The organism is Streptomyces sp. NPDC002564 (assembly GCF_042889645.1).
Lineage (GTDB): Bacteria > Actinomycetota > Actinomycetes > Streptomycetales > Streptomycetaceae > Streptomyces.
On the sequence record NZ_JBIARE010000007.1, the window covers coordinates 310,374 to 336,327 of the forward strand.

General features: G+C 75.3%; 23 protein-coding genes and 1 riboswitch. Of the genes, 8 read left to right on the plus strand and 15 right to left on the minus strand.

Annotated elements, in window-relative coordinates:
* Positions 1 to 65: 65 nt before the first annotated feature.
* The gene (locus ACFYXE_RS25510) at positions 66 to 989 is read right to left on the minus strand and encodes an LLM class F420-dependent oxidoreductase (protein WP_389315966.1); all 924 of its coding nucleotides are present in this window, start codon (positions 987 to 989) and stop codon (positions 66 to 68) included.
* 248 nt (positions 990 to 1,237) lie between these two features.
* Here ACFYXE_RS25510 and ACFYXE_RS25515 point away from each other — a divergent pair, with 248 nt between their 5' ends.
* On the plus strand, positions 1,238 to 1,459 hold the full coding sequence (locus ACFYXE_RS25515; protein ID WP_361164610.1) for a hypothetical protein: 222 nt from the start codon (positions 1,238 to 1,240) through the stop codon (positions 1,457 to 1,459).
* A 65-nt stretch (positions 1,460 to 1,524) separates the two neighbouring features.
* Here ACFYXE_RS25515 and ACFYXE_RS25520 read toward each other — a convergent pair whose 3' ends face one another.
* From ACFYXE_RS25520 to ACFYXE_RS25530, 3 genes are all read right to left on the minus strand, one after another.
* Positions 1,525 to 2,007: a DUF6099 family protein gene (locus ACFYXE_RS25520; RefSeq protein ID WP_361164607.1), complete on the minus strand. Its 483-nt coding sequence runs from the start codon at positions 2,005 to 2,007 to the stop codon at positions 1,525 to 1,527.
* 190 nt (positions 2,008 to 2,197) lie between these two features.
* Complete coding sequence (locus ACFYXE_RS25525) at positions 2,198 to 2,533, minus strand: nucleotide pyrophosphohydrolase (RefSeq protein ID WP_389315969.1); 336 nt, start codon at positions 2,531 to 2,533, stop codon at positions 2,198 to 2,200.
* Positions 2,517 to 3,695 (minus strand): AAA family ATPase, encoded by a 1,179-nt coding sequence (locus ACFYXE_RS25530; protein WP_389315971.1) that lies wholly within the window; start codon positions 3,693 to 3,695, stop codon positions 2,517 to 2,519. The genes ACFYXE_RS25525 and ACFYXE_RS25530 overlap by 17 nt, the downstream gene beginning before the upstream one ends.
* Before the next feature lie 212 nt (positions 3,696 to 3,907).
* On the opposite strand from ACFYXE_RS25530, the gene ACFYXE_RS25535 reads away from it, so the two are divergent.
* Together ACFYXE_RS25535 and ACFYXE_RS25540 are read left to right on the plus strand one after the other, a co-directional pair.
* The gene (locus tag ACFYXE_RS25535; RefSeq protein ID WP_389316277.1) at positions 3,908 to 5,071 is read left to right on the plus strand and encodes a 4-hydroxybenzoate 3-monooxygenase; all 1,164 of its coding nucleotides are present in this window, start codon (positions 3,908 to 3,910) and stop codon (positions 5,069 to 5,071) included.
* A gap of 96 nt (positions 5,072 to 5,167) precedes the next feature.
* Entirely contained in the window at positions 5,168 to 6,844 is a 1,677-nt protein-coding gene (locus tag ACFYXE_RS25540; protein ID WP_389315973.1) for a methyltransferase, read from the plus strand.
* Positions 6,845 to 6,895: 51 nt separating this feature from the next.
* Here ACFYXE_RS25540 and ACFYXE_RS25545 read toward each other — a convergent pair whose 3' ends face one another.
* The 5 genes from ACFYXE_RS25545 to tsaD all read right to left on the minus strand — a co-directional run bounded on the left by ACFYXE_RS25545 (position 6,896) and on the right by tsaD (position 11,157).
* Complete coding sequence (locus ACFYXE_RS25545; RefSeq protein WP_389315975.1) at positions 6,896 to 7,267, minus strand: hypothetical protein; 372 nt, start codon at positions 7,265 to 7,267, stop codon at positions 6,896 to 6,898.
* A 37-nt stretch (positions 7,268 to 7,304) separates the two neighbouring features.
* Complete coding sequence (locus ACFYXE_RS25550) at positions 7,305 to 7,697, minus strand: cell division protein SepF (RefSeq protein WP_361164593.1); 393 nt, start codon at positions 7,695 to 7,697, stop codon at positions 7,305 to 7,307.
* A gap of 253 nt (positions 7,698 to 7,950) precedes the next feature.
* Positions 7,951 to 9,300 (minus strand): enterochelin esterase, encoded by a 1,350-nt coding sequence (gene fes / locus ACFYXE_RS25555; protein WP_389315978.1) that lies wholly within the window; start codon positions 9,298 to 9,300, stop codon positions 7,951 to 7,953.
* Between the two features lie 154 nt (positions 9,301 to 9,454).
* The gene (locus tag ACFYXE_RS25560; protein WP_389315980.1) at positions 9,455 to 10,093 is read right to left on the minus strand and encodes a GNAT family N-acetyltransferase; all 639 of its coding nucleotides are present in this window, start codon (positions 10,091 to 10,093) and stop codon (positions 9,455 to 9,457) included.
* Positions 10,090 to 11,157 (minus strand): tRNA (adenosine(37)-N6)-threonylcarbamoyltransferase complex transferase subunit TsaD, encoded by a 1,068-nt coding sequence (tsaD, locus tag ACFYXE_RS25565; protein ID WP_389315982.1) that lies wholly within the window; start codon positions 11,155 to 11,157, stop codon positions 10,090 to 10,092. The genes ACFYXE_RS25560 and tsaD overlap by 4 nt, the downstream gene beginning before the upstream one ends.
* Before the next feature lie 145 nt (positions 11,158 to 11,302).
* On the opposite strand from tsaD, the gene cbiE reads away from it, so the two are divergent.
* Together cbiE and cobM are read left to right on the plus strand one after the other, a co-directional pair.
* Entirely contained in the window at positions 11,303 to 12,550 is a 1,248-nt protein-coding gene (cbiE, locus tag ACFYXE_RS25570; protein WP_389315984.1) for a precorrin-6y C5,15-methyltransferase (decarboxylating) subunit CbiE, read from the plus strand.
* On the plus strand, positions 12,547 to 13,296 hold the full coding sequence (cobM, locus tag ACFYXE_RS25575) for a precorrin-4 C(11)-methyltransferase (RefSeq protein ID WP_361164581.1): 750 nt from the start codon (positions 12,547 to 12,549) through the stop codon (positions 13,294 to 13,296). The genes cbiE and cobM overlap by 4 nt, the downstream gene beginning before the upstream one ends.
* Positions 13,297 to 13,315: 19 nt before the next feature.
* Here cobM and ACFYXE_RS25580 read toward each other — a convergent pair whose 3' ends face one another.
* Positions 13,316 to 14,440, minus strand: coding sequence for a cobalt-precorrin-5B (C(1))-methyltransferase (locus ACFYXE_RS25580; RefSeq protein ID WP_361164578.1), 1,125 nt, complete (start codon positions 14,438 to 14,440; stop codon positions 13,316 to 13,318).
* Positions 14,441 to 14,457: 17 nt separating this feature from the next.
* On the opposite strand from ACFYXE_RS25580, the gene ACFYXE_RS25585 reads away from it, so the two are divergent.
* Entirely contained in the window at positions 14,458 to 15,222 is a 765-nt protein-coding gene (locus tag ACFYXE_RS25585; RefSeq protein WP_389315986.1) for a cobalt-precorrin-6A reductase, read from the plus strand.
* A gap of 25 nt (positions 15,223 to 15,247) precedes the next feature.
* Here ACFYXE_RS25585 and ACFYXE_RS25590 read toward each other — a convergent pair whose 3' ends face one another.
* From ACFYXE_RS25590 to ACFYXE_RS25600, 3 genes are read right to left on the minus strand one after another with little or no spacing between them, the layout of a single operon-like run.
* On the minus strand, positions 15,248 to 16,801 hold the full coding sequence (locus ACFYXE_RS25590) for a precorrin-2 C(20)-methyltransferase (RefSeq protein WP_361164572.1): 1,554 nt from the start codon (positions 16,799 to 16,801) through the stop codon (positions 15,248 to 15,250).
* Entirely contained in the window at positions 16,798 to 17,439 is a 642-nt protein-coding gene (locus ACFYXE_RS25595) for a precorrin-8X methylmutase (protein WP_361164569.1), read from the minus strand. The genes ACFYXE_RS25590 and ACFYXE_RS25595 overlap by 4 nt, the downstream gene beginning before the upstream one ends.
* Entirely contained in the window at positions 17,436 to 18,707 is a 1,272-nt protein-coding gene (locus tag ACFYXE_RS25600; protein ID WP_389316279.1) for a cobalamin biosynthesis protein CobG, read from the minus strand. The genes ACFYXE_RS25595 and ACFYXE_RS25600 overlap by 4 nt, the downstream gene beginning before the upstream one ends.
* Positions 18,708 to 18,830: 123 nt before the next feature.
* A riboswitch (cobalamin riboswitch) is annotated at positions 18,831 to 18,951 on the plus strand.
* A 37-nt stretch (positions 18,952 to 18,988) separates the two neighbouring features.
* Here ACFYXE_RS25600 and cobN point away from each other — a divergent pair.
* On the plus strand, positions 18,989 to 22,612 hold the full coding sequence (gene cobN / locus ACFYXE_RS25605; RefSeq protein ID WP_389315989.1) for a cobaltochelatase subunit CobN: 3,624 nt from the start codon (positions 18,989 to 18,991) through the stop codon (positions 22,610 to 22,612).
* Between the two features lie 28 nt (positions 22,613 to 22,640).
* Here cobN and ACFYXE_RS25610 read toward each other — a convergent pair whose 3' ends face one another.
* Positions 22,641 to 23,954, minus strand: a complete 1,314-nt coding sequence (locus ACFYXE_RS25610) for an amidohydrolase (protein ID WP_389315991.1) — start codon at positions 23,952 to 23,954, stop codon at positions 22,641 to 22,643.
* 140 nt (positions 23,955 to 24,094) lie between these two features.
* On the opposite strand from ACFYXE_RS25610, the gene ACFYXE_RS25615 reads away from it, so the two are divergent.
* The gene (locus ACFYXE_RS25615; RefSeq protein WP_389315993.1) at positions 24,095 to 24,769 is read left to right on the plus strand and encodes a histidine phosphatase family protein; all 675 of its coding nucleotides are present in this window, start codon (positions 24,095 to 24,097) and stop codon (positions 24,767 to 24,769) included.
* A gap of 157 nt (positions 24,770 to 24,926) precedes the next feature.
* On the opposite strand, the gene ACFYXE_RS25620 is transcribed toward ACFYXE_RS25615, so the two are convergent.
* Positions 24,927 to 25,838 carry an ANTAR domain-containing protein gene (locus tag ACFYXE_RS25620; RefSeq protein ID WP_389315995.1) on the minus strand — a complete coding sequence of 304 codons (912 nt, stop codon included), beginning with the start codon at positions 25,836 to 25,838 and terminating at the stop codon, positions 24,927 to 24,929.
* Between the last annotated feature and the right edge of the window lie 116 nt (positions 25,839 to 25,954).

Genomic DNA, 25,954 nt, shown 5'->3' on the forward strand with positions numbered 1-25,954 from the left:
GGCCGCCGGGCACCGGAGGGGTGAGCCCGGCGGCCACGTCCTGGGGGCCGCCCGCGGGAGGGCGGCTAGGACAGCTGCGACTGCACCTGCGAGGAGATGAGCTCCAGGTGGTCCAGGTCGGCCAGGTCCAGGCACTGGAGGTAGATGCGGCTCGCGCCGATCGCCTCGTAGCGCCCGATCTTGTCGACGACCTCGGCGGGGGAACCCGCCAGGCCGTTCGCCTTGAGCTCGTCCACGTCGCGGCCGATGGCCGCCGCGCGCCGGGCGACCTCCGCGTCGTCCTTGCCGACGCAGACCACCAGCGCGCTGGAGTACACCAGGTCGCCGCCCTTGCGCCCGGCCTGCTCGGCGGCCGCGCGGACCCGGCCGAACTGCCGCTCGCTGTCCTCGATCGAGGCGAAGGGGATGTTGAACTCGTCGGCGAACTGGGCGGCGAGCCGCGGGGTGCGCTGCGCGCCGTGGCCGCCGATCAGGACCGGCACCTTGGGCTGGGCGGGCTTGGGCAGGGCCGGGGAATCGGTGAGCCGGTAGTGCTTGCCGTCGTGGCTGAAGGTCTGGCCGACCTCCGTCGCCCACAGGCCCGTGACGATCTCCAGCTGCTCCTCCAGGCGGGCGAACTTCTCCTTGGGGAAGGGGATGCCGTACGCCTTGTGCTCGTCCTCGAACCAGCCTGCGCCCAGGCCCAGTTCGACCCGGCCGCCGGACATCTGGTCGACCTGCGCGACCTGGATCGCGAGCACGCCGGGCAGCCGGAAGGTGCCGGCGGTCATCAGCGTGCCGAGCCTGATCCGCCGGGTCTCCCTGGCCAGTCCCGCCAGCGTGATCCACGCGTCCGTGGGGCCCGGCAGGCCGTCGGCGGAGCCCATGCGCAGGTAGTGGTCGGAGCGGAAGAAGGCGTCGAAACCGAGGTCCTCGGTCGCCTTGGCGACGGTGAGCAGGGTGTCGTAGGTGGCCCCTTGCTGGGGCTCCGTGAAGATTCGAAGATCCATGGCTCCATCCTGCACGCTCGAACGCCCGTCAACCCCGTCGGTCCCGCCGATCGCCCGCCACCCCGGTCGGGTGAAAATCCGTCAACACGGCGGCCGGTGCGGGCCCGCCCCAGTGACCCCGCCGGAGGGATGATCGTTGGCTCGGGCGGAGCCGGACCGCCCGGCCCCCGCGCCGGCGGTCGCTGCCGGTGCGTCGCGTGCGTCAACTGCCCTTCCGCACCGGGAGGGCGAGGGCCGAGGAGGCCGTCATGTCCCAGGAAGCCGCGCCCGATCAGGGGGCCGCGCACGATGCGTCCGTGCCCGCGCAGGAGGGTGCGCCCAAGGGCCTGCTGCAGCAGATGGAGGAGTTGATGGCAGCGCTGAACGCCGATCTGACCCAGCTCGACGCCGATCTGCAGCAGTCCGCGCCGCCCGCCGCCCCGGCCGGGAGCGGCCGTCCGCGGGGCGACGACGAGCCCGGCCGCATCTGATCCCGCCGGCGCACCCCCGGCGCCCGTGCGGCCCCGCACTCCGGCGGGGCCGGACCGCGGCCGCCTCATGACGGCCCCGCCGCCGAGTCGGGCTCGGGCAGGCTCTCCTCGCGCACCGCGAGCCTGCGCAGCATTTCGAGCACCCGGTCCCTGGACTCGTCGGCGGCGTCGATCGCTTCCATGCACTGCCAGTACACCCCCTCGTCCTCGGCGCCCATCGCGACACCGACGAGCGCGATGCCGACCTCGCCGAGAAGACGGTCGAGTCCGAGCAGGACCCGCTGGGCGTCGCCGGTCTCCGTGAGCCGGGTGGCCCGTATGTCCTCGGTGCCCAGGCGCGGGACGTCGAGCACCCCGCAGGCTCTGCCGCCGACCTCGCTCAGGCCGAGCGCCTCGCCCCGTAACTCGGGAGGGCCCGCGACCGCCAGGTGGCTGCCGATGGCCTGCGCGAGGGCCTGGGACTGCCAGACCTCCACGACGATGTCCGCGGGCTCCTGACTGTGCGCCAGGGCGCGGCGGTTCGCCTCGATGAGCCGCATGGCGTCCATGCCCTGCCCTCCATCCCGCGCGCACGCTCCGCACGATTGCCCGATCTCCCCCGTCCACTACCCAGAGTGATACCCATCCGGGCGAAAAGCCAGGGGAAGCCGGAAATCTGTGGACAGCCCGCCGAGTTTGGCCAAGCCATCCACTCCGGAGAGTGACGAAAATATCGGAATGAGGGATTCCAGGGGTGGTTCAGGGGCCTTCGGGCACCGGGAAGCGCCGCTCGTTCCGCTCGATCTTCGCCGCGAGGGCGGCCAGCACATCGATCCCCAGGACCTCGCAGAACTGCAGCAGATACGCGAGGACGTCGGCCACCTCGTCCGCCACCCGGGGCGCGGTGTCGGGGTCCCGCATCACGCCCTCGGACTGCTCGGGCGTCAACCACTGGAAGATCTCGACCAGTTCGGACGCCTCCACGCTCAGCGCGGCGGCCAGGTTCTTCGGGGTGTGGTACTGCTCCCAGTCGCGGGCCGCCGCGAACTCGGCCAGCCTGCGCTGCAGTACCGCCACATCAAGTCGTTCCGTCACGCTCCAGGTCTACCACCGAGGCTCCCGCGGCGTCCGCCGCCCACGACGCGTCTCCGACCGCCCCCACCAGGCGGATGTGCCCGCGCTCGCAGGTGCGCGCCGCCAGGTCGGCGAGGGCCCGCACCTGCCGGGCGTCCAGACGCCGGTCCAGGCCGTCGGCGATGACCGTGAGGCTCTGGTAGGCCTGCGGGACCTCGGCGACCGGGTCGACGGCGAGCACGCCGGGCCCGGTGAGCAGGACCAGCGACAGGGCGAGGAAGCGCAGTTCGCCGTCCCCGAGCCGGCCGAGCGGGGTGCGCACCCCGCCGCCCCGCTCGACGAAGGCGTGCACCGCGCCGTCCGCCACCTCCTCGGCACGGACGTCGGTGACCGGGCCCGCGCACCCGGAGCGCAGCGCCGAGACGAGCAGCCCGTGGCGCACCGAGCACTCCGCGCGGGTGCGCCACAGGACTTCGGCGAGGTTGTCGCAGCCGCTCAGCAGGCGGCCCGCGCCGATCCGCCCGGCCGGCACCGGGGCACGCATCCGGCTGGGCCTCGGGTCGCAGGCGAACACCGAGCGCAGGGCGACCACGACCTGCTCGGCCGCCGCCAGCACGAGCCGCTGCCCGTCGGTCTTGCCCGCCACCCGCAGCGGCACGAGCGCCGTGCCGAGCCGGTCGTCCGGCAGCGGCGCGCGTGTCACCGGCGCGCTGCCCGCGGTGTGCCAGGCCGCCTGGACCACGGGGCGGCCGGGGTCGCGCAGCGCGGTCTCCAGGAGGACGAGCCCGTCACGGGTCAACCGTTCGCCGACGACGCGCAGTTCGGGCTCGGCCTGGACGGCGAGGTCGAGCCGGACGGCGCCCGCGGGTCCGTCGACCGTGCAGCCGATGCGGAATCCGCGGCGCCGCTGGCGGTCGGCGCGGGCCCGCTCGGGCACGCAGGCCACCGGATCGGCGAAGACATCGGGCAGTTCGGCCCCGGCGCAGAGCCGCGCCAGCGCCTCGTACGCGGCGAGCGCGCTGGACTTGCCGCTGCCGCTCGGCCCCGTGATCAGGGTGAGCGGGCCGAGCGGGAGCACCGCGGCGCGATGCCCGGCGAAGGCGGACAGGCGCAGTTCGGTGACCTGCGGCCGGTCCTTGCCCACCGGTGGCTCGGCGGTCGGTACCCGGGGAAACACCGTCATGCCCGGACGGTAAGCGGCGGCGGGCGCGGCGAACCGTTACGCCCAACCGACCTTCCTACATATGAGGGATTCCCCCGGAAGATTCCGCACGCCGCTGTCCGAAGAGGTAAGGCATTCAGGTGATTTCGGTACGACCACAGATTTTCCGCTCCTTAGTATCTGGTTCCGTGACAGACGGGAAGAGTCGAAGACCGGCCGAGCGCACCGCCGACGTGGTCGTTCTCGGGGCGGGGCCCGCGGGCCTCGTGCTCGGCAACATCCTCGTGGACCGGGGGATCGACTGTGTCGTCCTGGAGCGGTCCACGCGCACGCACGTGCAGACCCGGGCGCGCGCCGGATTCCTGGCCGCCCACACCGTGCGGATCCTGGAGCGGCACGGTCTCGCCGAGGGGCTGCGGCGGCGCGGACAGCCGCACAGCACCTGCGAGTTCCGTACCGAGGACGACCGGTTCCGGCTGGACTACAGCGGTCTCGGCCGGGGCGAGCGGCACACCGTGTATCCCCAGCAGGATCTCGTCACGGACCTGGTGACGCGGTTCCTGGCGCGCGGCGGACAGATTCGTTTCGGCACCGAGGCGGTGGCCGTGCGCGACGCGGACGGCGAGCGGCCGACGGTGGCCGTGCGCGAGGCGGACGGGCGGCCCGGCCGGTGGCGGGGACGGTACGTGGCCGGCTGCGACGGGCAGCACGGCGCGGCCCGGCGCTCGCTGCCGCCCGGCACCGTCCGCCACCACCGCGACCACGGAGTGACCTGGCTCGGGCTGCTCGCCGAGGCGCCGCCCAGCCTGGACGCCGTCGGGTACGCGGCGCACGGGCGCGGCTTCGCCGGGCACATGGCCCGTACCAGCGAGGTGACCCGCTACTACCTGCAGTGCGAGCCCGGCACCCCGGCCGACGCCTGGTCCGAGGACCGGATCTGGGACGAGCTCGACCTGCGGATGGGGGCGGACAAGTACGGCCCGCTGCACCGCGGCCCCCTGATCCAGCGGTCCGTGGTCGACCTGCGGTCCGACGTGCTCGAACCGCTGCGCCACGGCGCGCTGTTCCTCGCGGGCGACGCCGCCGGTCTGATCAGCCCGTCGGCCGCGAAGGGCGCCAACCTCGCGGTCCTGGAGGCGGAACTCCTGGCCGACGCCCTGACCGACGCCCTGCGGGCCGGGGACCCGGCGGGCCTGGACGCCTACTCGGCACGGTGCCTGACCCACATCTGGCGGGCGCAGGAGTTCTCGCACTGGATGATCGGGCTGCTGCACGGCCCGTCCGGCGCGGACGGCGAGTCGCTGTTCCACAACTCCCTGCGCCGCTCCCGCCTCGCCTCGCTGCGCACCTCGCGCGCCCAGCAGGACTGGTTCGCCGAGCACTACGTCGGCGTATAGCCCCTCTCCCGCGGACCGTCCGCGCCCGTGGACGGTCCGCACCCCGCGTACATCCGTACGCAGACACCCGAACCCCGGAATGAGGTTCCACCCGCAATGATCACAGCATGGTCGGACGATACGTCCCGGCTGCGCGCGGCGGCCGACTTCGTCAAGGAGCAGGACACCGCCACGCTGCTCCCGCTCCTTCTTCCCGGCCTCGACGGCCCGGAGCTGCGGGCCCTGGTCGAGTGCTGCGACTTCTCGCACGCGGCACTGCTCCTCTTCCCGCCCGACACGGCCGGGCTGCACACCGCGCTCGCCGACTGCGGGCTCGTCGCGGACACGCCACCGCGGCCGAGCGTCGTGGTGCGCGAGCGCCTCGCCGTACGGCACAAGCGGTCCGCGGCGGAGCTCGACGTCGGCATCCTGCGTCCCGCGGTGGAGTGCCGGGACGCGGCGCGGCGCTCGGTCGAGGTGTTCGCGCTGGCCGTGCCGCCCGGCTCGGACCTCGCCGCGGTCGCCGCGCACGAACGGGAACACCAGCACGAGGCACACGTGGCCTTCGAGGTCGCGGCACCGGATCCGCTGGTGCTGCGCGGCCTGTGCGCGGCCTTCACGCGGTACGGCGCCCGTCCCGACGGCGGCGGCTACAACCCGCACGAGAACGGCACGGTGTTCTACTTCACCGCGCCCGCCGAGGCCAAGGCCGGGTACCGGCGCGTGGAGCTGTACGTGCCGGGCGACCACCGCGACATCCTCGCCGGGCACCTCGACGCGCACCGGGCGGGGCAGCCCGCCGAGTCCCTGCTGCGCCTGCTGACCGGGGCGTGGACGACACAGGCGCTGGCCGCGTTCGCCCGCCTGGGGGTGGCCGACGCGATGGCCGTGGAGCGGGACGTGGAGGTGGCGGAACTGGCACGGGACATCGGTGTCCTCGCGCCCAACCTGGCCACCCTGCTGCGCTACCTCGCGATGCTCGGCGTGGTGCGCGAGGGCAGGGACGGCTTCCGCCTCACCGGGACCGGGCGGCTGCTGCGCGCGGACGCCGAGGGGTCGATGCGGCCGCTGGCGCTCCTGTACGGGGGGCCGTTCTACGAGTCGTTCGCCGGGCTCGACCACACCGTACGGACCGGCGAGGTCGCCTTCGAGGAGCGGTTCGGCGAGAACCACTTCGACCATTTCGCCCGCGATCCCGAACTGGCCGGGCTGTTCGACCGGTCGATGGCCGCCGGGTCACGGATGTTCGACCCGCTGCCCACGCACCCGGTGCTCACCGCGGCGGCCGACGGGGCCACGGTGGTCGACGTCGCGGGCGGCAACGGCGAACTGCTCAGCCGAATCCTTTCCGCGCACCCCCGGCTGCACGGAATCCTCCTCGAGCGCCCGCACACCGTCGAGGCCGCCCGCGCCCTTCTGGACACGGCCGGGCACACGGCGCGGTGCGCCCTGCGCGCGGGCGACTTCGCGGACGTGCCCGCGGGCGGCGACGTGTACGTGCTGTCGCGCGTCCTGCACGACTGGGACGACGACCGCTGCCGGGAGATCCTGCGGCACTGCGCCCGCGCGATGTCCGCAGGCGCCGATCTGCTCGTCGTCGAACGCGTCCTGCCCGACGACGGCTCGGCCTCGCTGGCCACGGCCTGGGACCTGCACATGATGTGCAACGTGGGCGGCCGCGAACGGCGCGCCGACCACTACGCCCGGCTCTTCGCCGACGCGGGCCTGACCCTGGTGGGCCGGTCGGCGCTGCCCCTGGACGGCAGCGTGCTGCACGTCAGAAGGGCGGGCTGACGGCACGGCCCGGCGGCGGCAGGGCGGTGGTGGGCCCCCGGACCGCCGCCCTCAGGCAGGGACGAAGAGGTCGCCGTGGGCGCCGTCGAGGATGAGGCCGTTGTCGAAGCGGACCCGCACGCTCACGCGCGGCGCCCGTTCCTGGAAGGCGGTCCACGCGGGTTCCAGCGAGGCGATCTTCTCTTCGAGCTGCTTCCTGCTCGCGGTGGGCATGTCGCGTCCGAAGGCGTCGAGCAGCGACGTGAGCCGCTCGTACTCGCGCACGTCGTGGCTCTCGTCCTGCTGCCCGGCCACCTGCTCGACGGTGCCGACGGTGCCCGCCGCCAGGGACAGGAACCCGACGACGACCCCCGCCGCCTCGGCCGAGTCGGTCAGCGGGGTGTCCGCCGCCAGCGCCACGCGCTGGCCCACCTTCAGAGTCATCCGTTCCGCGTCTCTCCCGCGTCCGTCGCACAGCCCCTCAGGACTGTGCCACCGCCTCCACCAGACCCTGTACCTCCGTGCCGGGCGGCGCGAGGAGGAAGACGTTCTTGTCGACCCGGTGCATGCCGCAGCCGAGGCCGAGGACGACGCCGCTGCTGAAGTCCAGGACGCGCTTGGCCACTTCGGTCTCGGCGCCCGTCAGGTCGAGCAGCACCGGGATCTGCGCCATCACGGTCTCGGCGACCTCACGGGCGTCCGAGAAGACGTTGACGCGCATCACCACGAAGCGGCGGCGGGTCTCCGTCTCGGCCTCGGGCAGGGCGCGGTGCCCGGGCCACGAAGGCCATTCGTTGCGGCTGCGCAGCGGTACGACCTGGGCGAGCCCTTCCCACTGTTCGTCGGTGACGTCGTGGCGCTGACTGCTGCTCACTTGCCCACCCCGTCCTGGCTCGCACTTGTTCTCTGCACCGGGCAATTCTTACGCCAAGTCACCCGTTCAGCCCAACAGCGACACGGACACGGCTTGCCCACAGGTCACTCGGATCCCCCTGGAGGCCGCCTCGAAACCCCTTCCCGGGACCTCCCGGCGGCCGGCTCCGTGAGGTTCGCCACCTTCGCCGCCCACGCCACCTTCGCCGCCCACGCCGCCCACGCCGCCCGCGCCGTCTCCGGCGCCCGGCCGGTCAGCGGGCGAGCAGGCCCACCAGGCCGTCGGCGAGAGCGCCCCGCCAACAGGCGTAGTCGTGGCCGCCGTTGTACTCGCCGCGGGTCACCGCGTGCCCGCGTGCGACCAGGACCTCGTGCAGGCGACGGCTGTGGTCGACCATCGCGCCCTCGTGCAGTCCCACGTCGAGATGGACGCGCAGCGACGGGTGCCGCTCCTGCTCGGCGAACCGCTCGGCGAGCCAGGGCGTCTCGTCGGCGGGCGCCGCCTTCGGCACGCCCTGGGGCAGTCCGGGCCGCCACCACAGGGACGCCGACTGGGCGAGGACGGCGCCGAACCGGTCCGGGCGCAGCAGTCCCGCGTACAGGGCGGTGAGTCCGCCGAGGCTCTGGCCCGCGGCGACCGTGCGGGCCGGGTCGGTGGTGAGGGGCCAGCGGCCGGCCGCCCAGGGCAGCACCTCGTCGGCGAGGAAGCGGACGTAGGCGTCGCGGGCGGTGAGGTCCTGCCAGCGGGTGAGCCGGTCGACCGCGTCGGGGGCGAGGACGACGGGCGGGGGCACGGCGCGGTCGGCGGCGAGGGCGTCCAGGGTGTCCTGGAGCGCGAGCCGCCCGAACCACATGTCGCCGTCGCAGAGCACGACCACGGGGCTGTCGGGGCGCGGCCCTTCGGCCGGCAGGTGGACCCAGACGTCGCGTTCGGCGCCGAGCGCGCCCGCGGGCAGCCGGTGCCGTTCGACGCGGCCGCGCGGGATGTCCTCGCGCCGCTCGGTCCAGGGCTGTGCGGGCGCGTCGGGCAGCGCGAACACCGAACCGTCGGGCTGGCTCCAGCGGTCGCCGATGCGGCGGGGGTTGAGCGGGTCGTGGGACGCGTACCCCGACAGGGCGCGCAGCCGGGTCTGGCGGGCCTCGGGCGCGGCCGGGACGTCGCCGGGCGAGAGATCGCCGGCCATGCGGTAGGAACCGCGGTGGTCGGCGCGCAGTTGGTGGGTGAGGTGCCAGACGTCGGTGCCGGGCAGCCGGGTGAGCAGGGCGTCGGTGAGGCGGTCCCGGTCGACGAGGCGGTTGGCGAGCAGCAGCACCTGGCGGGTCGCGCGGTGGCCGCGCCAGAGGAAGGTGACGGCCCGGCGCCCGGGGTCGCCCTCGACGGGTTCGACGAGCGGGGTGCCGCCGCGCTCCTGGACGTCCCGCCAGAACGCGTCGAGGAGCGCGGGGATCTCGCTCTCCGCGGCGGCGGCGACGCGGGCGGCCAGCGCCTGGAGGGTGGGGCTGAGACCGGGGGCCGGGGCGTGGTCGCCGAGGGGCTCCGCGCCGGGGCGCGGTTCGTCCGGTCCCGCCTCCAACAGGCCTCTGTCGCACGTGCGCACGGTCACCGCCCCTTCCGCGTCGGATGGTCTGGCGCGTGCTCGGGGAGCGGCTCGCGGGGCACCGGCGGGCGGCACCGGGGCGCACGGGGCGTACCGGTGGGAGCGCAGGCGGAGGTCACCGCGGCCTCGACGCACCAACGTCAACTTAGCTTAGCCTAAGCTAAGTAAATCGTGCCGGTGCTTCCTCGCCCGTGTCCCGCGACGCGGCGGCGGCCGGGTGGTCGGGCCCCAGGAACACCGCCACGCCCCGGCCGCCCTCGGCGGGGTGCGTGACCTGGTGCCAGCCCACGCGCCGGTAGAACCGCACCGCGTCGACGGCCTGCGCCGAGGTCAGCAGCCAGCACCGGCCGTCCGGCGCGTCACGCGTGACGGCGGCGAGCAGCGCGCGGCCCGCGCCGAGGCCGTGGGCGTCGGGCCGCACGGCCAGTTCGTCGATCTGGCGGGCGCCGTGCAGCCACTCCTCGGTGCGCGCGGCACCGAGCGCGGCGGCCACCTGGGGGTAGGAACGGCTGTCGGGCAGCGGCGCCTCGGTCGCCCAGGCGGTCGCGAAGCCGATGGCGCGCGGCGCCGGGCCGTCGCTCCCCGAGCAGGTCCCGGGGCCGTCGAACGCGACCGCGGCCGTGAACCCGGGCCGCGCGGCGTCGGCGGCGAGCCGCTCCAGATAGGCGTCCGCCGCGGCCGGTTCCTCGTTCCAGGGCGGCTGCCCGAACGCGGCGGCATAGACGGCCCGTACGCCCGGCGCGCAGCACGTGCGCAGTTCGGTGCCGGTGACCCGCCGGACGACGGCCGCGCCGCTCACGCGGCCACCGCCCGGCCGAAGCGGCCGACCGGGTTGAGCGAGGCGAACTCCAGCGGCGCCGACGGGTCGATCGAGACGTCCAGCGGCGCGGGCCCGGCGCCCGCGCGCACCAGCAGGTCGCCGACCGCCGCGATCATCGCGCCGTTGTCGGTGCACAGCCGCAGCGGCGGGACGCGCAGCGCGATGCCCGCCGCCCGGCAGCGCTCCTCGGCGAGCGCGCGCACCCGGGAGTTCGCGGCGACGCCGCCGACCACGACGAGCGTGCCGACGCCGTGCTCGCGGCAGGCGGCGACCGCCTTGCGGGTCAGCACGTCGGCGACGGCCTCCTGGAGCGAGGCCGCCCCGTCGGCGACCGGCAGGGCGCGCCCGGCGTGCCCCTCGGCCCAGCGCGCGGCGGCCGTCTTCAGGCCGGAGAAGGAGAAGGCGTACGGGGCGTCGCGCGGCCCGGTGAGCGGGCGCGGGAAGGACACCGCGGCCGGGTCGCCGTCCCGCGCGGCCCGGTCGATCGCGGGACCGCCCGGGTAGGGCAGCCCGAAGACCCGCGCGACCTTGTCGAAGCACTCCCCCGCCGCGTCGTCGAGGGTGTCCCCGAGGTGGACGATCGGGTCGCGGGCCAGGTCGCGCACGAGAAGCAGCGAGGTGTGGCCGCCGGAGACGATCAGGACCATGCAGGGGTCCGGCAGCGGGCCGTGCTCCAGGGTGTCGGCGGCCACGTGCCCGGCCAGGTGGTGCACGCCGTACAGCGGCACGTCCAGGGCGTACGCGAGGCTCTTGGCGCCGGCGAGGCCGACCTGGAGGGCGCCGGACAGGCCCGGCCCGGTGGTCACGGCGACCGCGCCGACGTCGGACATCCGCAGTCCTGCGGTGTCCAGGGCGCGGCGGACGACCGGGGTCAGCGCGTGGACGTGGGCGCGGGCGGCGATCTCCGGCACGACGCCGCCGTAGCGGGCGTGTTCGTCCATGCTGGAGGCCACCGCGTGGCCGAGCAGCCGTCCGTCGCGGACGAGGCCCGCGCCCGTCTCGTCGCAGGACGACTCGATGCCGAGCACCACGGGAGAGCCCATCGGGGGGTGGCCTTTCTGCCCAGGGGGCCGCGCGGGACGGCCGCACGGCTTATTGCAAGTAGTTCGCAATAAGGGTACGCCGCCCGGTCCCCAGTAGAGTGCGGCTGCGCAAACCTTCCCGAAACCCCGAGGTCAGGTACCAGCAGTGACCCCCGCATCGCCCGCAGGCACCCCGGCCGTGACCGTCGTCGGGATCGGGGCGGACGGCTGGGACGGCCTCCCCGCCGTCTCCCGCACGGCGCTCGCCGAGGCCGACGTGCTCATCGGCGGCCCCCGCCAGCTGGACCTGCTGCCCGCCGCCGCGTGCCCGGGCGAGCGGGTCGCCTGGCCCTCCCCGCTGCGGCCCGCCGTGCCCCGGCTGCTCGCCGCGCACGCCGGACGCCGCGTCGCCGTCCTCGCCAGCGGCGACCCGATGTTCCACGGCATCGGCCGCGCCCTGACCGAGGAACTCGGCGCCGCCGCGCTGCGCGTGCTCCCGCACCCCTCCTCCGTCTCGCTCGCCTGCGCGCGCCTCGGCTGGCCCGTCGAGGACACCGAGGTCGTCACGCTCGTCGGCCGTCCCGCGGCCCGGCTGGCCGCGGCCCTGCACGACGGCCGCCGCCTCCTCGTGCTCAGCGCGAACGCCGCCACCCCCGCCGAGGTCGCCGCCCTGCTGCGCGCCCACGGCTTCGGCCCGAGCCGGCTGCGCGTCCTCGAACAGCTCGGCGGGGACGCCGAGTCGTCGCACGAGGGGATCGCCGACGCCTGGTCGCACGCGCCCGGCGCCGCCCTGAACGTGGTCGCCGTCGAGTGCCGCCGCTCCCCCGGCGCGCCGCGCCTCGGCGTCGTGCCGGGCCTGCCCGACACCGCGTACGAGAGCGACGGGCAGCTCACCAAGCGGTACGTCCGCGCCGCCACCCTCGCCGCCCTGGCCCCCGCGCCCGGCGAACTGCTGTGGGACGTGGGCGGCGGCTCCGGTTCGATCGCCGTGGAGTGGCTGCGGGCGCACCCGGCCTGCCGTGCCGTCACCGTCGAGAAGAACCCGGTGCGCGCGGAGCGCATCACCCGCAACGCCGAGCGGCTCGGCGTGCCCGCGCTGCGCGTCGTCACCGGCGCGGCGCCCGCGGCGCTGGCCGGACTGCCCGCGCCGGACGCCGTGTTCGTCGGCGGCGGCCTGACCGCGCCCGGCCTGCTCGACGCGGCCTGGGCGGCGCTCGCGCCCGGCGGGCGGCTGGTCGCCAACACCGTGACGCTGGAGTCCGAGGCACTGCTCACCGAGTGGTACCGGCGGCACGGCGGCGAGCTGGTGCGGCTCGCGGTCGCGCAGGCCGTCCCCGTCGGCGGCTTCACCGGCTGGCGGCAGGCCATGCCGGTCACCCAATGGTCCGTCACCAAGTCTGGAGAAGAACGATGACCGTGTACTTCATCGGCGCGGGACCCGGCGCCGCCGACCTGATCACGGTCCGCGGCGCCCGGCGGATCGCCGCCTGCCAGGTCTGCCTGTACGCGGGCAGCCTGGTGCCCCGCGAGCTGCTCGCCGAGTGCCCGGACGGGGCCCGCCTGGTGGACACCGCGCAGCTCACCCTGGACGAGATCGTCGCGGAGCTGACGCACGCGCACGCGCAGGGCCTCGACGTGGCGCGGCTGCACTCCGGCGACCCGTCCGTGTTCAGCGCGGTGGCCGAGCAGATGCGGCGGCTGGACGCGGCCGGGGTGCCCTACGAAGTGGTGCCGGGCGTACCGGCGTTCGCCGCCGCGGCGGCCGCGCTGAAGCGGGAGCTGACGGTGCCGACCGTCGGCCAGACGGTCATCCTCACCCGCATCGCGCAGCGCGCGACGGCCATGCCCGCGGGCGAGGACCTGGACACGCTCGGCCGCAGCGGCGCCCTCCTCGTCCTGCACCTGGCCGCCGGCTACGTGGACCGCGTCGTCGACGAACTCCTCCCGCACTACGGCGCCGACTGCCCGGCCGCCGTGGTCGCCCTCGCGAGCCGCCCCGACGAAGTCGTCCTGCGCGGCACGCTCGGGTCCATCGCGGGGCAGGTGAAGGAGGCCGGAATCGTGCGGACCGCCGTCATCATGGTGGGGCGGACGCTGGGGGCCTCGCAGTTCCGCGACAGTCACTTGTACTCGGCGGAGCGGGACCGTCACGTCTGCTGACGGCCCCGGCCGCGCCGCCTCATCCGAGGGCGCCGCGCCCCACCACGTTGCCCGCCCGGTCGATGCACAGGACGTCCACCCGCACCGGCGCGCCCCGCAGCACGCCGAGCGCCTCGTCGCGGGCCCGCGCGGCGACCAGATCGCCCAGCGGCACGCCGGCCGCCGCGCACAGCTGCAGTGCCGCGAGGCCCGTGTTGGCCCCGGCGACCTGTGCGGCCAGCGCCGGGGACGCGCCGCCCCGGCGGGCCAGCTCCGCGAGGAAGCCCTTGTCGACCTGGGAGCGGGCCGAGTGCAGGTCCAGGTGACCGGCCGCCAGCTTGGACAGCTTGGCGAAGCCGCCGCAGATCGTGAGGCGGTCCACGGGGTGGCGGCGCACGTACTTGAGGACCGCGCCCGCGAAGTCCCCCATGTCCAGGAGGGCGTCCTCGGGCAGCCCGTACTCGGCGACGACCGTCTTCTCCGACGTCGAGCCCGTGCACCCCGCGACGTGCGTGCGCCCCGCCGCCCGCGCCACGTCCACGCCCCGCCGGATCGAGTCGATCCACGCCGAGCAGGAGTAGGGCACGACGACCCCGGTGGTGCCGAGGACGGACAGGCCGCCGAGGATGCCGAGGCGCGGGTTCCAGGTGGAGCGGGCGATCTCCTCGCCGTGGTCGACGGAGACGGTGATCTCGACGTCCGGGGCGACCCCGGCGCGCCCGGCCACCAGCGCCACGTGGTCGCGCATCAGCTGCCGCGGCACGGGGTTGATCGCGGGCTCGCCGACGTCCAGGGGCAGCCCGGGCCGCGTGACGGTGCCCACGCCGGGGCCCGCCCTGAAGACCACCCCGGAGCCGGGCGGCAGCCGCCGCACCGTGGACCGCACCAGGGCGCCGTGCGTGACGTCCGGGTCGTCGCCCGCGTCCTTCACGATGCCCGCCATGGCGTGCGACGCGCCCAGCTCCTCGGCGGCCAGCGCGAAGGCGGGGGTCTGCCCCTTGGGCAGGGTGATCGTCACCGGGTCGGGGAAGTCGCCGGTCAGCAGCGCCGTGTACGCGGCGGTGGTGGCGGCGGTCGCACAGGCGCCGGTCGTCCAGCCGGGCCGCAGACCGGTGTGCTTGAGTTGGGCGCTGCGCCCGCCCGTGGCCCCACTTGCCTCACTCATGAAGGAAACCGAACTCCGTGCACGTACTGATTCTGGGGGGAACGACCGAGGCCCGCCGCCTGGCGGAACTGCTGGCCCGGACGCCGGGGCCGCGGGTGACCAGCTCCCTCGCGGGGCGGGTCGCGGCGCCCCGGATGCCGCCGGGCGAGGTCCGCGTCGGCGGATTCGGCGGGGCGGAGGGGCTGGCCGCCTGGCTGCGCGGGCACGGCGTGGACGCGCTCATCGACGCCACCCATCCTTTCGCCGGGACGATCTCGTTCAACGCGGCGACGGCCGCCGCGCTCGCCCATGTTCCCCTGCTCGCCCTGCGGCGGCCCGGCTGGGTCGCGGGTGCGGGCGACGACTGGCACCCGGTCGGCTCCCTGGCGGAGGCGGCGCGGGCGCTGCCCGCGCTGGGCGAGCGGGTGTTCCTGACCACCGGGCGGATGGGCCTCGCCGCGTTCGCGGGCGAGGAGCTCGCCGCCCTGTGGTTCCTCGTACGCTCCGTCGACGCGCCCGAGCCGCCGTACCCGGCGCGCACGGAGGTCCTCCTAAACCGCGGGCCGTTCACGCTGGACGGGGAACGGGCGCTGTTGCGCGAGCACCGGATCGACGTCGTGGTGACCAAGGACAGCGGGGGTGCGGCGACGGCGCCGAAACTGGTCGCCGCGCGCGAGGCGGGGGTGCCGGTCGTCGTCGTCCGGCGGCCCGCCGTGCCGGAGGCGGGGACCGTCGTCGCCACGCCCGAGGAGGCGGCGGACTGGGTCCGCCGCCTCCTCGGCGAAGGACGCCGGGGCGCGTAGGCCGGTCGCGCAATTCCCCGCGCCCCTAGGGGTGCTGCGGGGTCCCCGGCGGCTCCGGGTACTGCCTCGGGGTCCAGACGATCTGTTCCTCGCCGGATCGCCGGGTGACCCAGCGGGTCTGTGAGGAGCCGACGATCAGGAGGGTGCGCATGTCCACCTCGGCCGGGTCGAGGTCGGCCAGGCGGACGGTCCTGATGCTCTCCCCGGGGCCGCCGACGTCCCTGCCGAGGACGACCGGGGTGTCCGGCGCCCGGTGTTCGAGGAGGAGTTCGCGGGCCTTGCCCACCTGCCAGGTACGGCTGCGCGAACCGGGGTTGTAGAGCGCGAGGACCAGGTCGGCGGAGGCGGCGGCGGCCAGCCGTTCCGCGATGACCTCCCACGGCTTGAGGCGGTCGGAGAGGGAGATCGTGGCGTAGTCGTGGCCGAGCGGCGCGCCCGCGCGGGCCGCCGCCGCGTTCGCCGCGGTCACCCCGGGCAGCACCCGGACCCGCACCTGCGCGTACGCGTCCTGCGAGGCGACCTCGAGGACGGCCGTGGCCATCGCGAAGACGCCGGGGTCGCCGCCCGAGACGACGGCCACCCGCCGCCCGCGCCGGGCGAGCTCCAGGGCGAACTCGGCGCGTTCGGACTCGACGCGGTTGTCGGAGCCGTGCCGCCGCTGTCCGGGGCGGTGCGGCACCCGGTCGACGTACGTGGTGTAGCCGACCAGGTCGTCCGCCGCGGCCAGCGCCCCGCGCGTCTCGGGCGTCAGCCACAGCGGCCCCGCGGGCCCCGTGCCGACCACCACGACCTCGCCCCGCTCCGGGGTCCCCGAAACCGGCTCCGGCGCGGGGCCGCCGGTCAGCGGCGCCACCCGGCTCGGCAGCACCGCCACGGAGAAGTACGGCACCGAGTCCGGGTCCACCTCGGCGAGCATGCCGGTGCGCTCGCCCGCCATGGTGGCCCGCTCGACGTAGCGGGCCTCGTCGAGCCGGCCCGCCCGCTCCAGGGCGCCGCGCACCGTGCCGAACGTCCGGCCCAGCTTCATGACGACCGCCGAGTCCGTCGCCGCGAGGCGCGCGGCGAGCTCCTCCTCGGGGAGCGTGCCGGGCAGCACGGTGAGCACCTCCTCGGCCTCCACCAGCGGGGTGCCGAGGCGGGCCGCCGCCGCGCTGACCGAGGTCACGCCGGGGATCACCTCGGTCGGGTAGCGGTGCGCCAGGCGCTTGTGCATGTGCTGGTAGGAGCCGTAGAAGAGCGGGTCGCCCTCGGCGAGGACGGCGACCGTGCGGCCCGCGTCGAGGTGGGCGGCGAGCCGGGCCGCGGCCTCCTCGTAGAAGTCGTCGAGGGCCCCGCGGTAGCCGCCGGGGTGGTCGGTGGTCTCCGTGGTGACGGGGTAGACCAGCGCCTCCTCGATGTGGTCGGCGCGCAGGTGCGCCGCCGCGATCGAGCGCGCTATGGAACGGCCGTGCCGGGCCGAGTGGTACGCGACGACGTCGGCGGCGGCGATCACCTCGACGGCGCGGACGGTCATCAGCGACGGGTCGCCGGGCCCGAGCCCGACGCCGTAGAGCCTGCCCTGCTGCTGTGCGGTGTTCACTCCGACTCGCTCGCAATCGCGTTGATCGCCGCCGCGGCCATGGCGCTGCCGCCCCGGCGGCCGCGGACGACCAGGTACTCCAGGCCCGAGGCGTGCGCGGCCAGGGCGTCCTTGGACTCGGCCGCGCCGACGAAGCCGACCGGGATGCCGAGCACGGCGGCCGGACGCGGCGCGCCCTCCTCGATCATCTCCAGGAGGCGGAAGAGCGCGGTGGGCGCGTTGCCGATGGCGACGACCGAGCCGTCGAGGCGGTCGCGCCACAGTTCCAGGGCGGCGGCGCTGCGGGTGGTGCCGAGGCGGGCCGCGAGGTCGGGCACGGACGGGTCGGCCAGGGTGCAGATCACGTCGTTGTCGGCGGGCAGCCGCTTGCGGGTGACGCCGCTGGCGACCATGTTCGCGTCGCACAGGATCGGCGCGCCGTCGCGCAGCGCCTTGCGGGCGTCGGCGATCACCCGCGGGCTGTACGCGAGGTCCTGCACGAGGTCGACCATCCCGCAGGCGTGGATCATCCGGACCGCGACCTGGCTGACGTCGGCGGGCAGACCGCCGAGGTCGGCCTCCGCGCGGATGGTGGCAAAGGACTCGCGGTAGATCGCCGCGCCGTCCTTCTCGTAGTCGAACACTGTGCTCTCGCTCATTTCGTGGCCGTCGTTGTCGGAGTGGTACGTGCCGTGGTGACCGTCTCGGTCAAGGTGCCGCCCGTGACGGGCGTCCACTCCTCGCCCGGGACGCGCACCGTCACCTCATAGGTGCCGTCGCCGGTGGCGAGGACGTCGACCCAGTCGCCGCGCGGGTGGCCGCAGCGCCGTTCGCAGCCGGACCAGTGGACGGGCAGCCCGCCGGCGCCGGGCACGGCGTCCGCGCGGACGTCGGCGAGGGACTTGGCGCAGCCGGGGCGGCCGGTGCAGGCGCCCACGCCCAGCCAGGGCGAGTCGGCGGTGGTCAGGTATCCGGCGTCCGCCAGTGCGCGCAGTCGCGCGCGGGCGTCCGCCCCGTCGGCGAAGCCGGGCAGGACGAAGCCGCGCCACGGGGTGACGCGCAGTTCGTCGGCGGGCAGGGGGAGCAGGGCGCGCCACTGGGCTGCGGTGACCCGGCCGAGCCGGGCGTGGACGGCCACGGCGCGGCCGACGACGCCGGGGGCCGGCGGGGCGCTCCGGGAGACGGCCCACGCCTCGGCAGGACCGGCGTCGACGCCCGCCTGGGCCAGGGCCCCGGCTACGTCCACGGGGTGCCCGCCGGGCAGTTCCCCCACCCGCCAGGCGCCGTTGCCCGCGGCGGCGCGGAACGCCCCGGCGGCGGCGAGGGCGGCGCGCGGCGCGTCCGCGGCAGCCACCCGGAAGGCGCGGCCCCCGAGCCGGACGACCGCCGTGCCGCCCGATTCTGCGATCAAGGTCACATCGCCGCCGAGCCGGGCCACGTCCCCGCGCCCGTCGTCCAGGGCGAACAGGAAGCGGCCGGAGAGGTCCGTCGTCCACTCCTCGGCGCACAGCAGCGCGTCCAGCTCACGGACCCACCACCGCAGGTCGGCGTGGCCGAGTCCGTCGGTTCCCGCCAGCGGGGACGCCACGATGTTGCGGACGCGCTCGTGCCGCTCGGAGGGCAGCAGGCCGGCGTCCGCGAGCAGCCGGGAGAGCTCGCCGCCGCAGCTCTCGCCGAGGCCGCGCAGCTCGATGTTGCCGCGGGAGGTGATGCTGAGGTTCCCGTCCGCCAGACGCTCCGCCGCGGTGCCCAGCACGGCGGCCTGACGGGACGTCAGAAGCCCGCCGGGCAGCCGGAGGCGGGCCAGTCGGCCGTCGTCGGCGCGGTGCAGGCGAAGGGCTCCGGGGCAGGCGTCACCCCGGTCGCGTATGAGGGATTCGCCCTGGTCTGGGGAGGGTGCTCGGGTGGGCGGCATGGCGGCGAGCATACCCACGCGGATCCGGCGGGGCGCCCGGCGAGACGGGTCGTCCCGGCAGGTGCCCGCCCCACCGGCGACGGGCAGGACTTACTATGCAGGCGGCGGTCCGCTCATCGGACCGCCGACGCCAGCGACGGCGTGGGTCCACCAGGACCCGAGGGAGGAAGCCCGGTGCGAATCCGGCGCGGTCCCGCCACTGTGAACCCCACCCCGTGTGGGGCGAGCCAGGAACTCCTGCCGTCCATACGACCACCCGGGGCGCGGACACCCCGAGGAAGGCCTGCGCCCGCATGCTTCTGCTGTTGTCGACCTCCGACACCGACCTGCTCAGCGCCCGCGCGGCGGGAGGCCCGGTCGACTACCGGTTCGCCAACCCCGCCCGCCTCGACCTCACCGAGCTGCCCGCCCTGCTCGACGGCGCCGACCTCGTCGTCGTGCGCCTCCTGGGCGGTGTCCGCGCCTGGCAGGACGGCCTGGACCAGCTCATCGGCACCGGCCTCCCGGTCGTCGTGCTCACCGGTGAACAGGCGCCCGACGCCCAGCTGATGGCCTCCTCCACCGTGCCGGTCGGCATCGCCGCCGAGGCCCACGCCTACCTGGCGCACGGCGGACCGGCGAACCTGGAGCAGCTCGCCCGCTTCCTCTCCGACACCGTGCTGCTCACCGGCCACGGCTTCGAGCCGCCCGCGCCCGCCCCGTCCTGGGGCCCGCTGGAGCGCACCGCGCGCCCGGTCGAGGGCCCGACGGTGGCGGTGCTCTACTACCGCGCCCACCACATGAGCGGCAACACCGCCTTCGTGGACGCGCTGTGCGGCGCGATCGAGGACGCGGGGGCGCGGCCCCTGCCGCTGTACGTGGCCTCGCTGCGCGCCCCCGAGCCCGAGCTGATCGACACGCTGCGCGCCGCCGACACGATCGTCACGACGGTCCTCGCGGCCGGCGGCACCAAGCCCGCCGAGGCCTCCGCGGGCGGCGACGACGAGTCGTGGGACGCGGGCGCCCTGACCGGCCTGGACGTACCGATCCTGCAGGCGCTGTGCCTGACCGGTTCGCGCGCCTCCTGGGAGGAGAACGACGAGGGCGTCTCGCCGCTGGACGCCGCGAGCCAGATCGCGGTGCCGGAGTTCGACGGCCGCCTGATCACCGTGCCGTTCTCGTTCAAGGAGATCGACGAGGACGGCCTGCCCGCGTACGTGGCCGACGCCGAGCGCGCGGCCCGGGTCGCCGGCATCGCCGTACGGCACGCCCGCCTCAAGCACATACCGGCGGCCGACAAGCGGCTGGCCCTGGTGCTGTCCGCGTACCCGACGAAGCACTCCCGGATCGGCAACGCGGTGGGCCTCGACACCCCCGCGTCCGCCGTCGCGCTGCTGCGCAGGCTGCGCGCCGAGGGCTACGACTTCGGCCCCGAGGCCGACCTGCCCGGCCTGGTCTCCGGCGACGGCGACGAGCTGATCCGCGCGCTCATCGACGCGGGCGGCCACGACCAGGAGTGGCTCACCGAGGAGCAGCTCGCCGCCAACCCGGTGCGCATCCCGGCCGCCGACTACAAGCGCTGGTACGCCACGCTCCCCGCGGAGCTGCGGGAGTCCGTCGAGGGCCACTGGGGTCCCCCGCCGGGCACGATGTTCCTGGACACGTCCCGCGTGGGCCGGGGCGGCGACCCGGAGGGCGACATCGTGCTCGCGGCCCTGCGCCGGGAGAACCTGCTGATCCTCATCCAGCCGCCGCGCGGCTTCGGCGAGAACCCCATCGCGATCTACCACGACCCCGATCTGCCGCCCTCGCACCACTACCTGGCCGCCTACCGCTGGATCGCCGCCCCCGCGGCCGACGGCGGCTTCGGCGCCGACGCGATGATCCACCTCGGCAAGCACGGCAACCTGGAGTGGCTGCCCGGCAAGAACGCGGGCCTGTCGGCGGCCTGCGGCCCGGACGCCGCGCTCGGCGACCTGCCGCTGATCTACCCCTTCCTGGTCAACGACCCGGGCGAGGGCACGCAGGCCAAGCGCCGCGTGCACGCCACGCTCATCGACCACCTGGTGCCGCCGATGGCGCGCGCCGACTCCTACGGCGACATCGCGCGCCTGGAGCAACTCCTCGACGAGTACGCGCAGATCAGCTCCATGGACCCGGCGAAGCTGCCCGCGATCCGCGCGCAGATCTGGACGCTCATCCAGGCCGCGAAGCTGGACCACGACCTCGGCCTCGAGGAGCGCCCCGAGGACGACGGCTTCGACGACTTCCTGCTGCACGTCGACGGCTGGCTCTGCGAGATCAAGGACGCCCAGATCCGCGACGGACTGCACGTGCTCGGCCAGGCCCCGGCCGCCGCCGACCGCGTCAACCTCGTCCTGGCGATCCTGCGCGCCCGCCAGATCTGGGGCGGCACGGCCGCGCTGCCCGGCCTGCGCGAGGCGCTCGGCCTCGACGAGTCCGCGGCGACCCGGGTCACCGCCGACGAGGCGGAGGAGAAGGCCCGCGCCCTGGTGCAGGCCATGGACGACGCGGGCTGGGACCCGGCGGCGGTCGCCTCGGTGGCCGCGGGCCACGGCGAACAGGTCGCCGCCGTCCTGGAGTTCGCGGCCCACGAGGTCGTCCCGCGGCTGGCCGGCACCACCGCCGAGCTCGACCACGCGGTGCACGCGCTGCGCGGCGGCTTCGTCCCCGCGGGCCCCTCGGGCTCCCCGCTGCGCGGCCTGGTCAACGTCCTGCCGACCGGCCGCAACTTCTACTCGGTCGACCCCAAGGCCGTCCCCTCCCGCCTCGCGTGGGAGACCGGCCAGGCCCTGGCCGACTCCCTGGTCGAGCGGTACCGGTCGGACAACGGCGACTACCCCACCTCCGTGGGCCTGTCCCTGTGGGGCACCAGCGCGATGCGCACCGCGGGCGACGACGTGGCCGAGGCCATGGCGCTGCTCGGCGTCCGCCCCGTCTGGGACGACGCGTCGCGCCGGGTCACCGGCCTGGAGGCCGTCCCGTACGAGGAGCTCGGCCGCCCCCGCATCGACGTGACGCTGCGCATCTCGGGCTTCTTCCGCGACGCGTTCCCGCACACCATCGGCCTGCTCGACGACGCGGTGCGGCTCGCCGCCTCGCTGGAGGAGCCCGCCGAGCACAACTACGTCCGCGCCCACACCCAGGCCGACCTGGCCGAGCACGGCGACGAACGCCGGGCCACCACCCGCATCTTCGGTTCGCGTCCGGGCACGTACGGCGCGGGCCTGCTGCAGCTCATCGACTCCCGCGACTGGCGCACGGACGCGGACCTCGCCGAGGTGTACACGGTGTGGGGCGGCTACGCCTACGGCCGCGGCCTGGAGGGCCGGCCCGCGCGCGGCGAGATGGAGACCGCGTACAAGCGCATCGCGGTCGCCGCGAAGAACACCGACACCCGCGAGCACGACATCGCGGACTCGGACGACTACTTCCAGTACCACGGCGGCATGGTGGCGACCGTCCGCGCGCTGCGGGGCACCGCCCCGGAGGCGTACATCGGCGACTCGACGCGCCCCGAGACGGTCCGCACCCGCACGCTGGTGGAGGAGACGAGCCGGGTCTTCCGCGCCCGCGTCGTCAACCCCAAGTGGATCGAGGCGATGCGCCGCCACGGCTACAAGGGCGCCTTCGAACTCGCCGCCACCGTGGACTACTTGTTCGGGTACGACGCCACGACGGGCGTCGTCGCCGACTGGATGTACGACAAGCTCACCGAGACGTACGTGCTGGACCCGACGAACCGTCAGTTCCTCCAGGAGAACAACCCCTGGGCGCTGCACGGCATCGCCGAACGCCTCCTGGAGGCGGAGTCGCGCGGCATGTGGGCCAAGCCGGACCCGGCGGTGCTCGAAGCGCTGCGCCAGGCCTACCTGGAGACGGAAGGCGACCTGGAGGACGGCGGCGACGAGGGCTGAGCCCCCGTCACCGCCGGGCGCCCGGCCGTCACTTCGCCGGGCGGGCGCCGTCCAGCCAGGCCAGTGCGGCCGTCGTCAGCGCGGTGACCCCGGTGGACAGGGTCGGCTCGACGAGCGGCGCGAAGAAGGGCGAGTGGTTGGAGGGGATGTCCCGCTCGAAGGTGCCGCCCCGCTGCGCGGCGGCGACCTTTTCCGGGTCGGCCCCGCCGAACAGCCAGTAGCAGAGCGGGATGTCGCGCTCCGCGCTCGTCGCGAAGTGCCCGACGTCCTCGCTGCCGGTGACCGGACCCGGGTCGAGGACCCGGTCGGCGCCGATGACGTCCCCGATCGCGGCCGCCGTCCGCTCGACGGCGGCCGCGTCGTTGCAGAGCACCGGGAACGCGTCGATCTCCGTGATCTCCGGTTCCTTCTCCGCGCCCGCGGTGGCCGCCTCGCCCTTGACGATCCGCTCGACGGCCGCGAGGACCCGGGCGCGCACCTCGGGCGTGTACGTCCGGATGTTGACCTTCAGCTCGGCCTCGTCGGGGATGATGTTGTCCTTCGTGCCCGCCTGCAGCGAGCCGACGGTGACCACCGCCGTCTCGGTGCCCGCGATCTCCCGCGACACGATGGTCTGCAGCCGCATCACGGTCGACGCGGCCATCACCACGGGGTCGATGGACGCCTCGGGCCGCGAGCCGTGCGCGCCCTTGCCGAACAGCCGCACGCGCAGCGCGTCGGTCGCCGCGAAGGCGGGCCCCGCGTGCACGCCGACGAGCCCGGCGGGGAACGGCGCGACGTGCTGCCCGAGGACCACGTCCGGGGTGCCGAACCGCGCGTAGAACCCGTCGTCGACCATCACCTGGGCGCCCTGGGCGATCTCCTCGGCGGGCTGGAAGACACCGACGATCCGCCCCGACCAGTCGGCGCGCGCGTCCGCGAGCAGCTGCAGGGCGCCGAGCAGGCAGGTGACGTGCATGTCGTGGCCGCAGGCGTGCATGACGCCCTCGGTGCGCGAGGCGTAGGGCAGTCCGGTGCGCTCGGTCACGGGCAGCGCGTCCATGTCGGCGCGCAGCAGGACGGTGGGCCCCGGCCCGTTCTCCAGGACGGCGACGACACCGGTCCCGCCGACGCCTTCGGTGACCTCGTACCCGTACGAGGCGGCGCGGCGGGCCGCCTCCGCGGCGGTGCGGTGCTCCTCGAAGGAGAGCTCGGGGCGGGCGTGCAGGTCACGGTAGAGGTCCGCGAGGCCGTCCTTGATCGCGTCGAGGCCCGCGAGCGCCCGCGACGGCGGCGCGCCGGTGCGGCCGGCCCCCTCGGTCTCCTCGGTCCGGTCGTTCCCCGCGGTGCCGTCGGCAGCCATGTCGCACTCCTTGTCGATCGCTCCCCGCCACTGTACGTACGCGGCCGGGTCGCGCGTCGGCGACGGAACCGGACCGGGCGTGATCACGTCACTTGAGGCTACGAGCCCACGCCACGACCGACGCGAGGAGAGCCCGCACCATGACCGGCACCGCCCCGACCCCCGGCCGACCGCCCGCGCCCGCCCCGCCCTCCTCCGGCACCGCCACCCGGCACCTGTACGTCACCCGGCACGGCGAGGCGACGCCCGACGAGAGCGGCCTGACGGCGAAGGGCCGGCGCCAGGCGGCGCTGCTCGGCGAGCGCCTGCGGGACATCCCCCTGTCGGCGATCCACCACGGTCCGCTGCCCCGCGCCGAACAGACCGCGCTCCTGGCGGCCGATCGCCTCGACGGCGTCCCCGTGCACCGCTCGGCCGCCGCGGGCGACTACCTCCCCTACGTCCCGGGCAGGGACGAACTGCCCCCGGAGACGGCGGACGCGACCCTGGAGCGCCTGGCCGCCTTCCCCGAGGAGGAGCGCACGGCGGGACCCGCCCTCGCCCGCGAGGCGCTCGCCCGCTTCACGGGCCCGGTCCCCGGCGACGAGCCGCGCCACGAGCTGCTCGTCACGCACAACTTCCTCGTCGCCTGGCTGGTCCGGGAGGCCCTGGAGGCCCCACCGCACCGCTGGCTCGGCCTGAACCACTGCAACGCGGCGCTGACCCTCATCCGCTACGCCCCCGGCCGCCCGGCGACGATCGTGTTCTACAACGACCTGCGCCACCTGCCCGAGGACCTGCACTGGACGGGTTTTCCCCCGGAGCTGCGGGGCTGACGCGGCAGCACGGACGCCGAAGCCGGACGACGGGAACGGGCATGAGATCGCCTCTGCTGGTTACTCCGGAACCATGCGGGTTGGGACCACAGCCCGCCCGGGCCCTTCGGGCCGAAGCGGCCCGAAGGGCCTGCCCCCGCCGTAGGTCGCGGCGGTCTCAGGCGTCCGTGCGTGCGTCCATCGCGCTGCGGTGCAGGTCTTCCAGCGCGTCCAGGACGACGGTCCTGCTGTGCCACTCCAGCCACGGCCCGACCGTCTGCTGGATGCGTTCCAGGGCGGACAGCTGGGTCTGGGAGAAGCCCTCCACCGGGCGGGCGTGGTGGCTGGAGATCACGCCGCGCACGACGCCGTCCGTGCCGCTGAGGGGGACGCTGTGGCAGGCCCGGCTGCCGCTCGCGAGGATCACCTGGCGGGTCTCGTCGTCGAAGATGCCGGTGGTGGCGACGTCGCGCACGGTGACCTGCTGGGCCGCCGCCGCGGCCCGCGAGCAGGACGTGCCGTCCTCGACGAACGCGAAGTAGTCCGTGAAGGCCTGCGGGTGGCCCTGGTGTCTCTCCATGCGCAGCACGCCGGCCTCGGCCAGCTGGGCGTTGCCCGCGTCCCCGCCCGCGATCTCCCGCACCCGGTCGAGCGCCGCGTCGAGCACCTCGGCCTGGTTCTTCGCGTCGAGCTTGCCCGCGTGCAGGGCCGCGAGGGAGGGCGGGGGCGTGCGGGTGCGGCCGGGGAACCACACCGGGGCGCCCGGTTCGGGCTCGCCCGTGGTCGTGAGCGCGGCGGCGATCTGGTGCAGCTTGATGTTGGAGCGCTGGGAGGCGTCCCGCATCACGGTGAACGCCGTCTGCGCGTCGGCCAGTCCGTACCGGCCCACAAGCACTCCCTGGGCGAAGGCCACCCGCGTGCGGGCCCGCACCTGCTTCTCCAGGCCGGCCACCCGCTCCCGCAGCGAACGGGCCTCCACCCGCAGCGCCTCCTCCCCCGACCACACCGCGTCGACGGACAGACCGGCGGTGCCCGCCCCGACGGCGGGCACGACGGCCTGGCGTACGGCCGGGGGCTGGTTCTCGCTCACGGACGGCCTCCTTCTGCCGGGACCCGGCCCCCGGGGCCCCGGCATCACAACAGGGCCCCGGCGGGGCCCCGTCCACGCGTGCGTGCTGCTCGTCAGCACTGCCCCGACCGTATCCA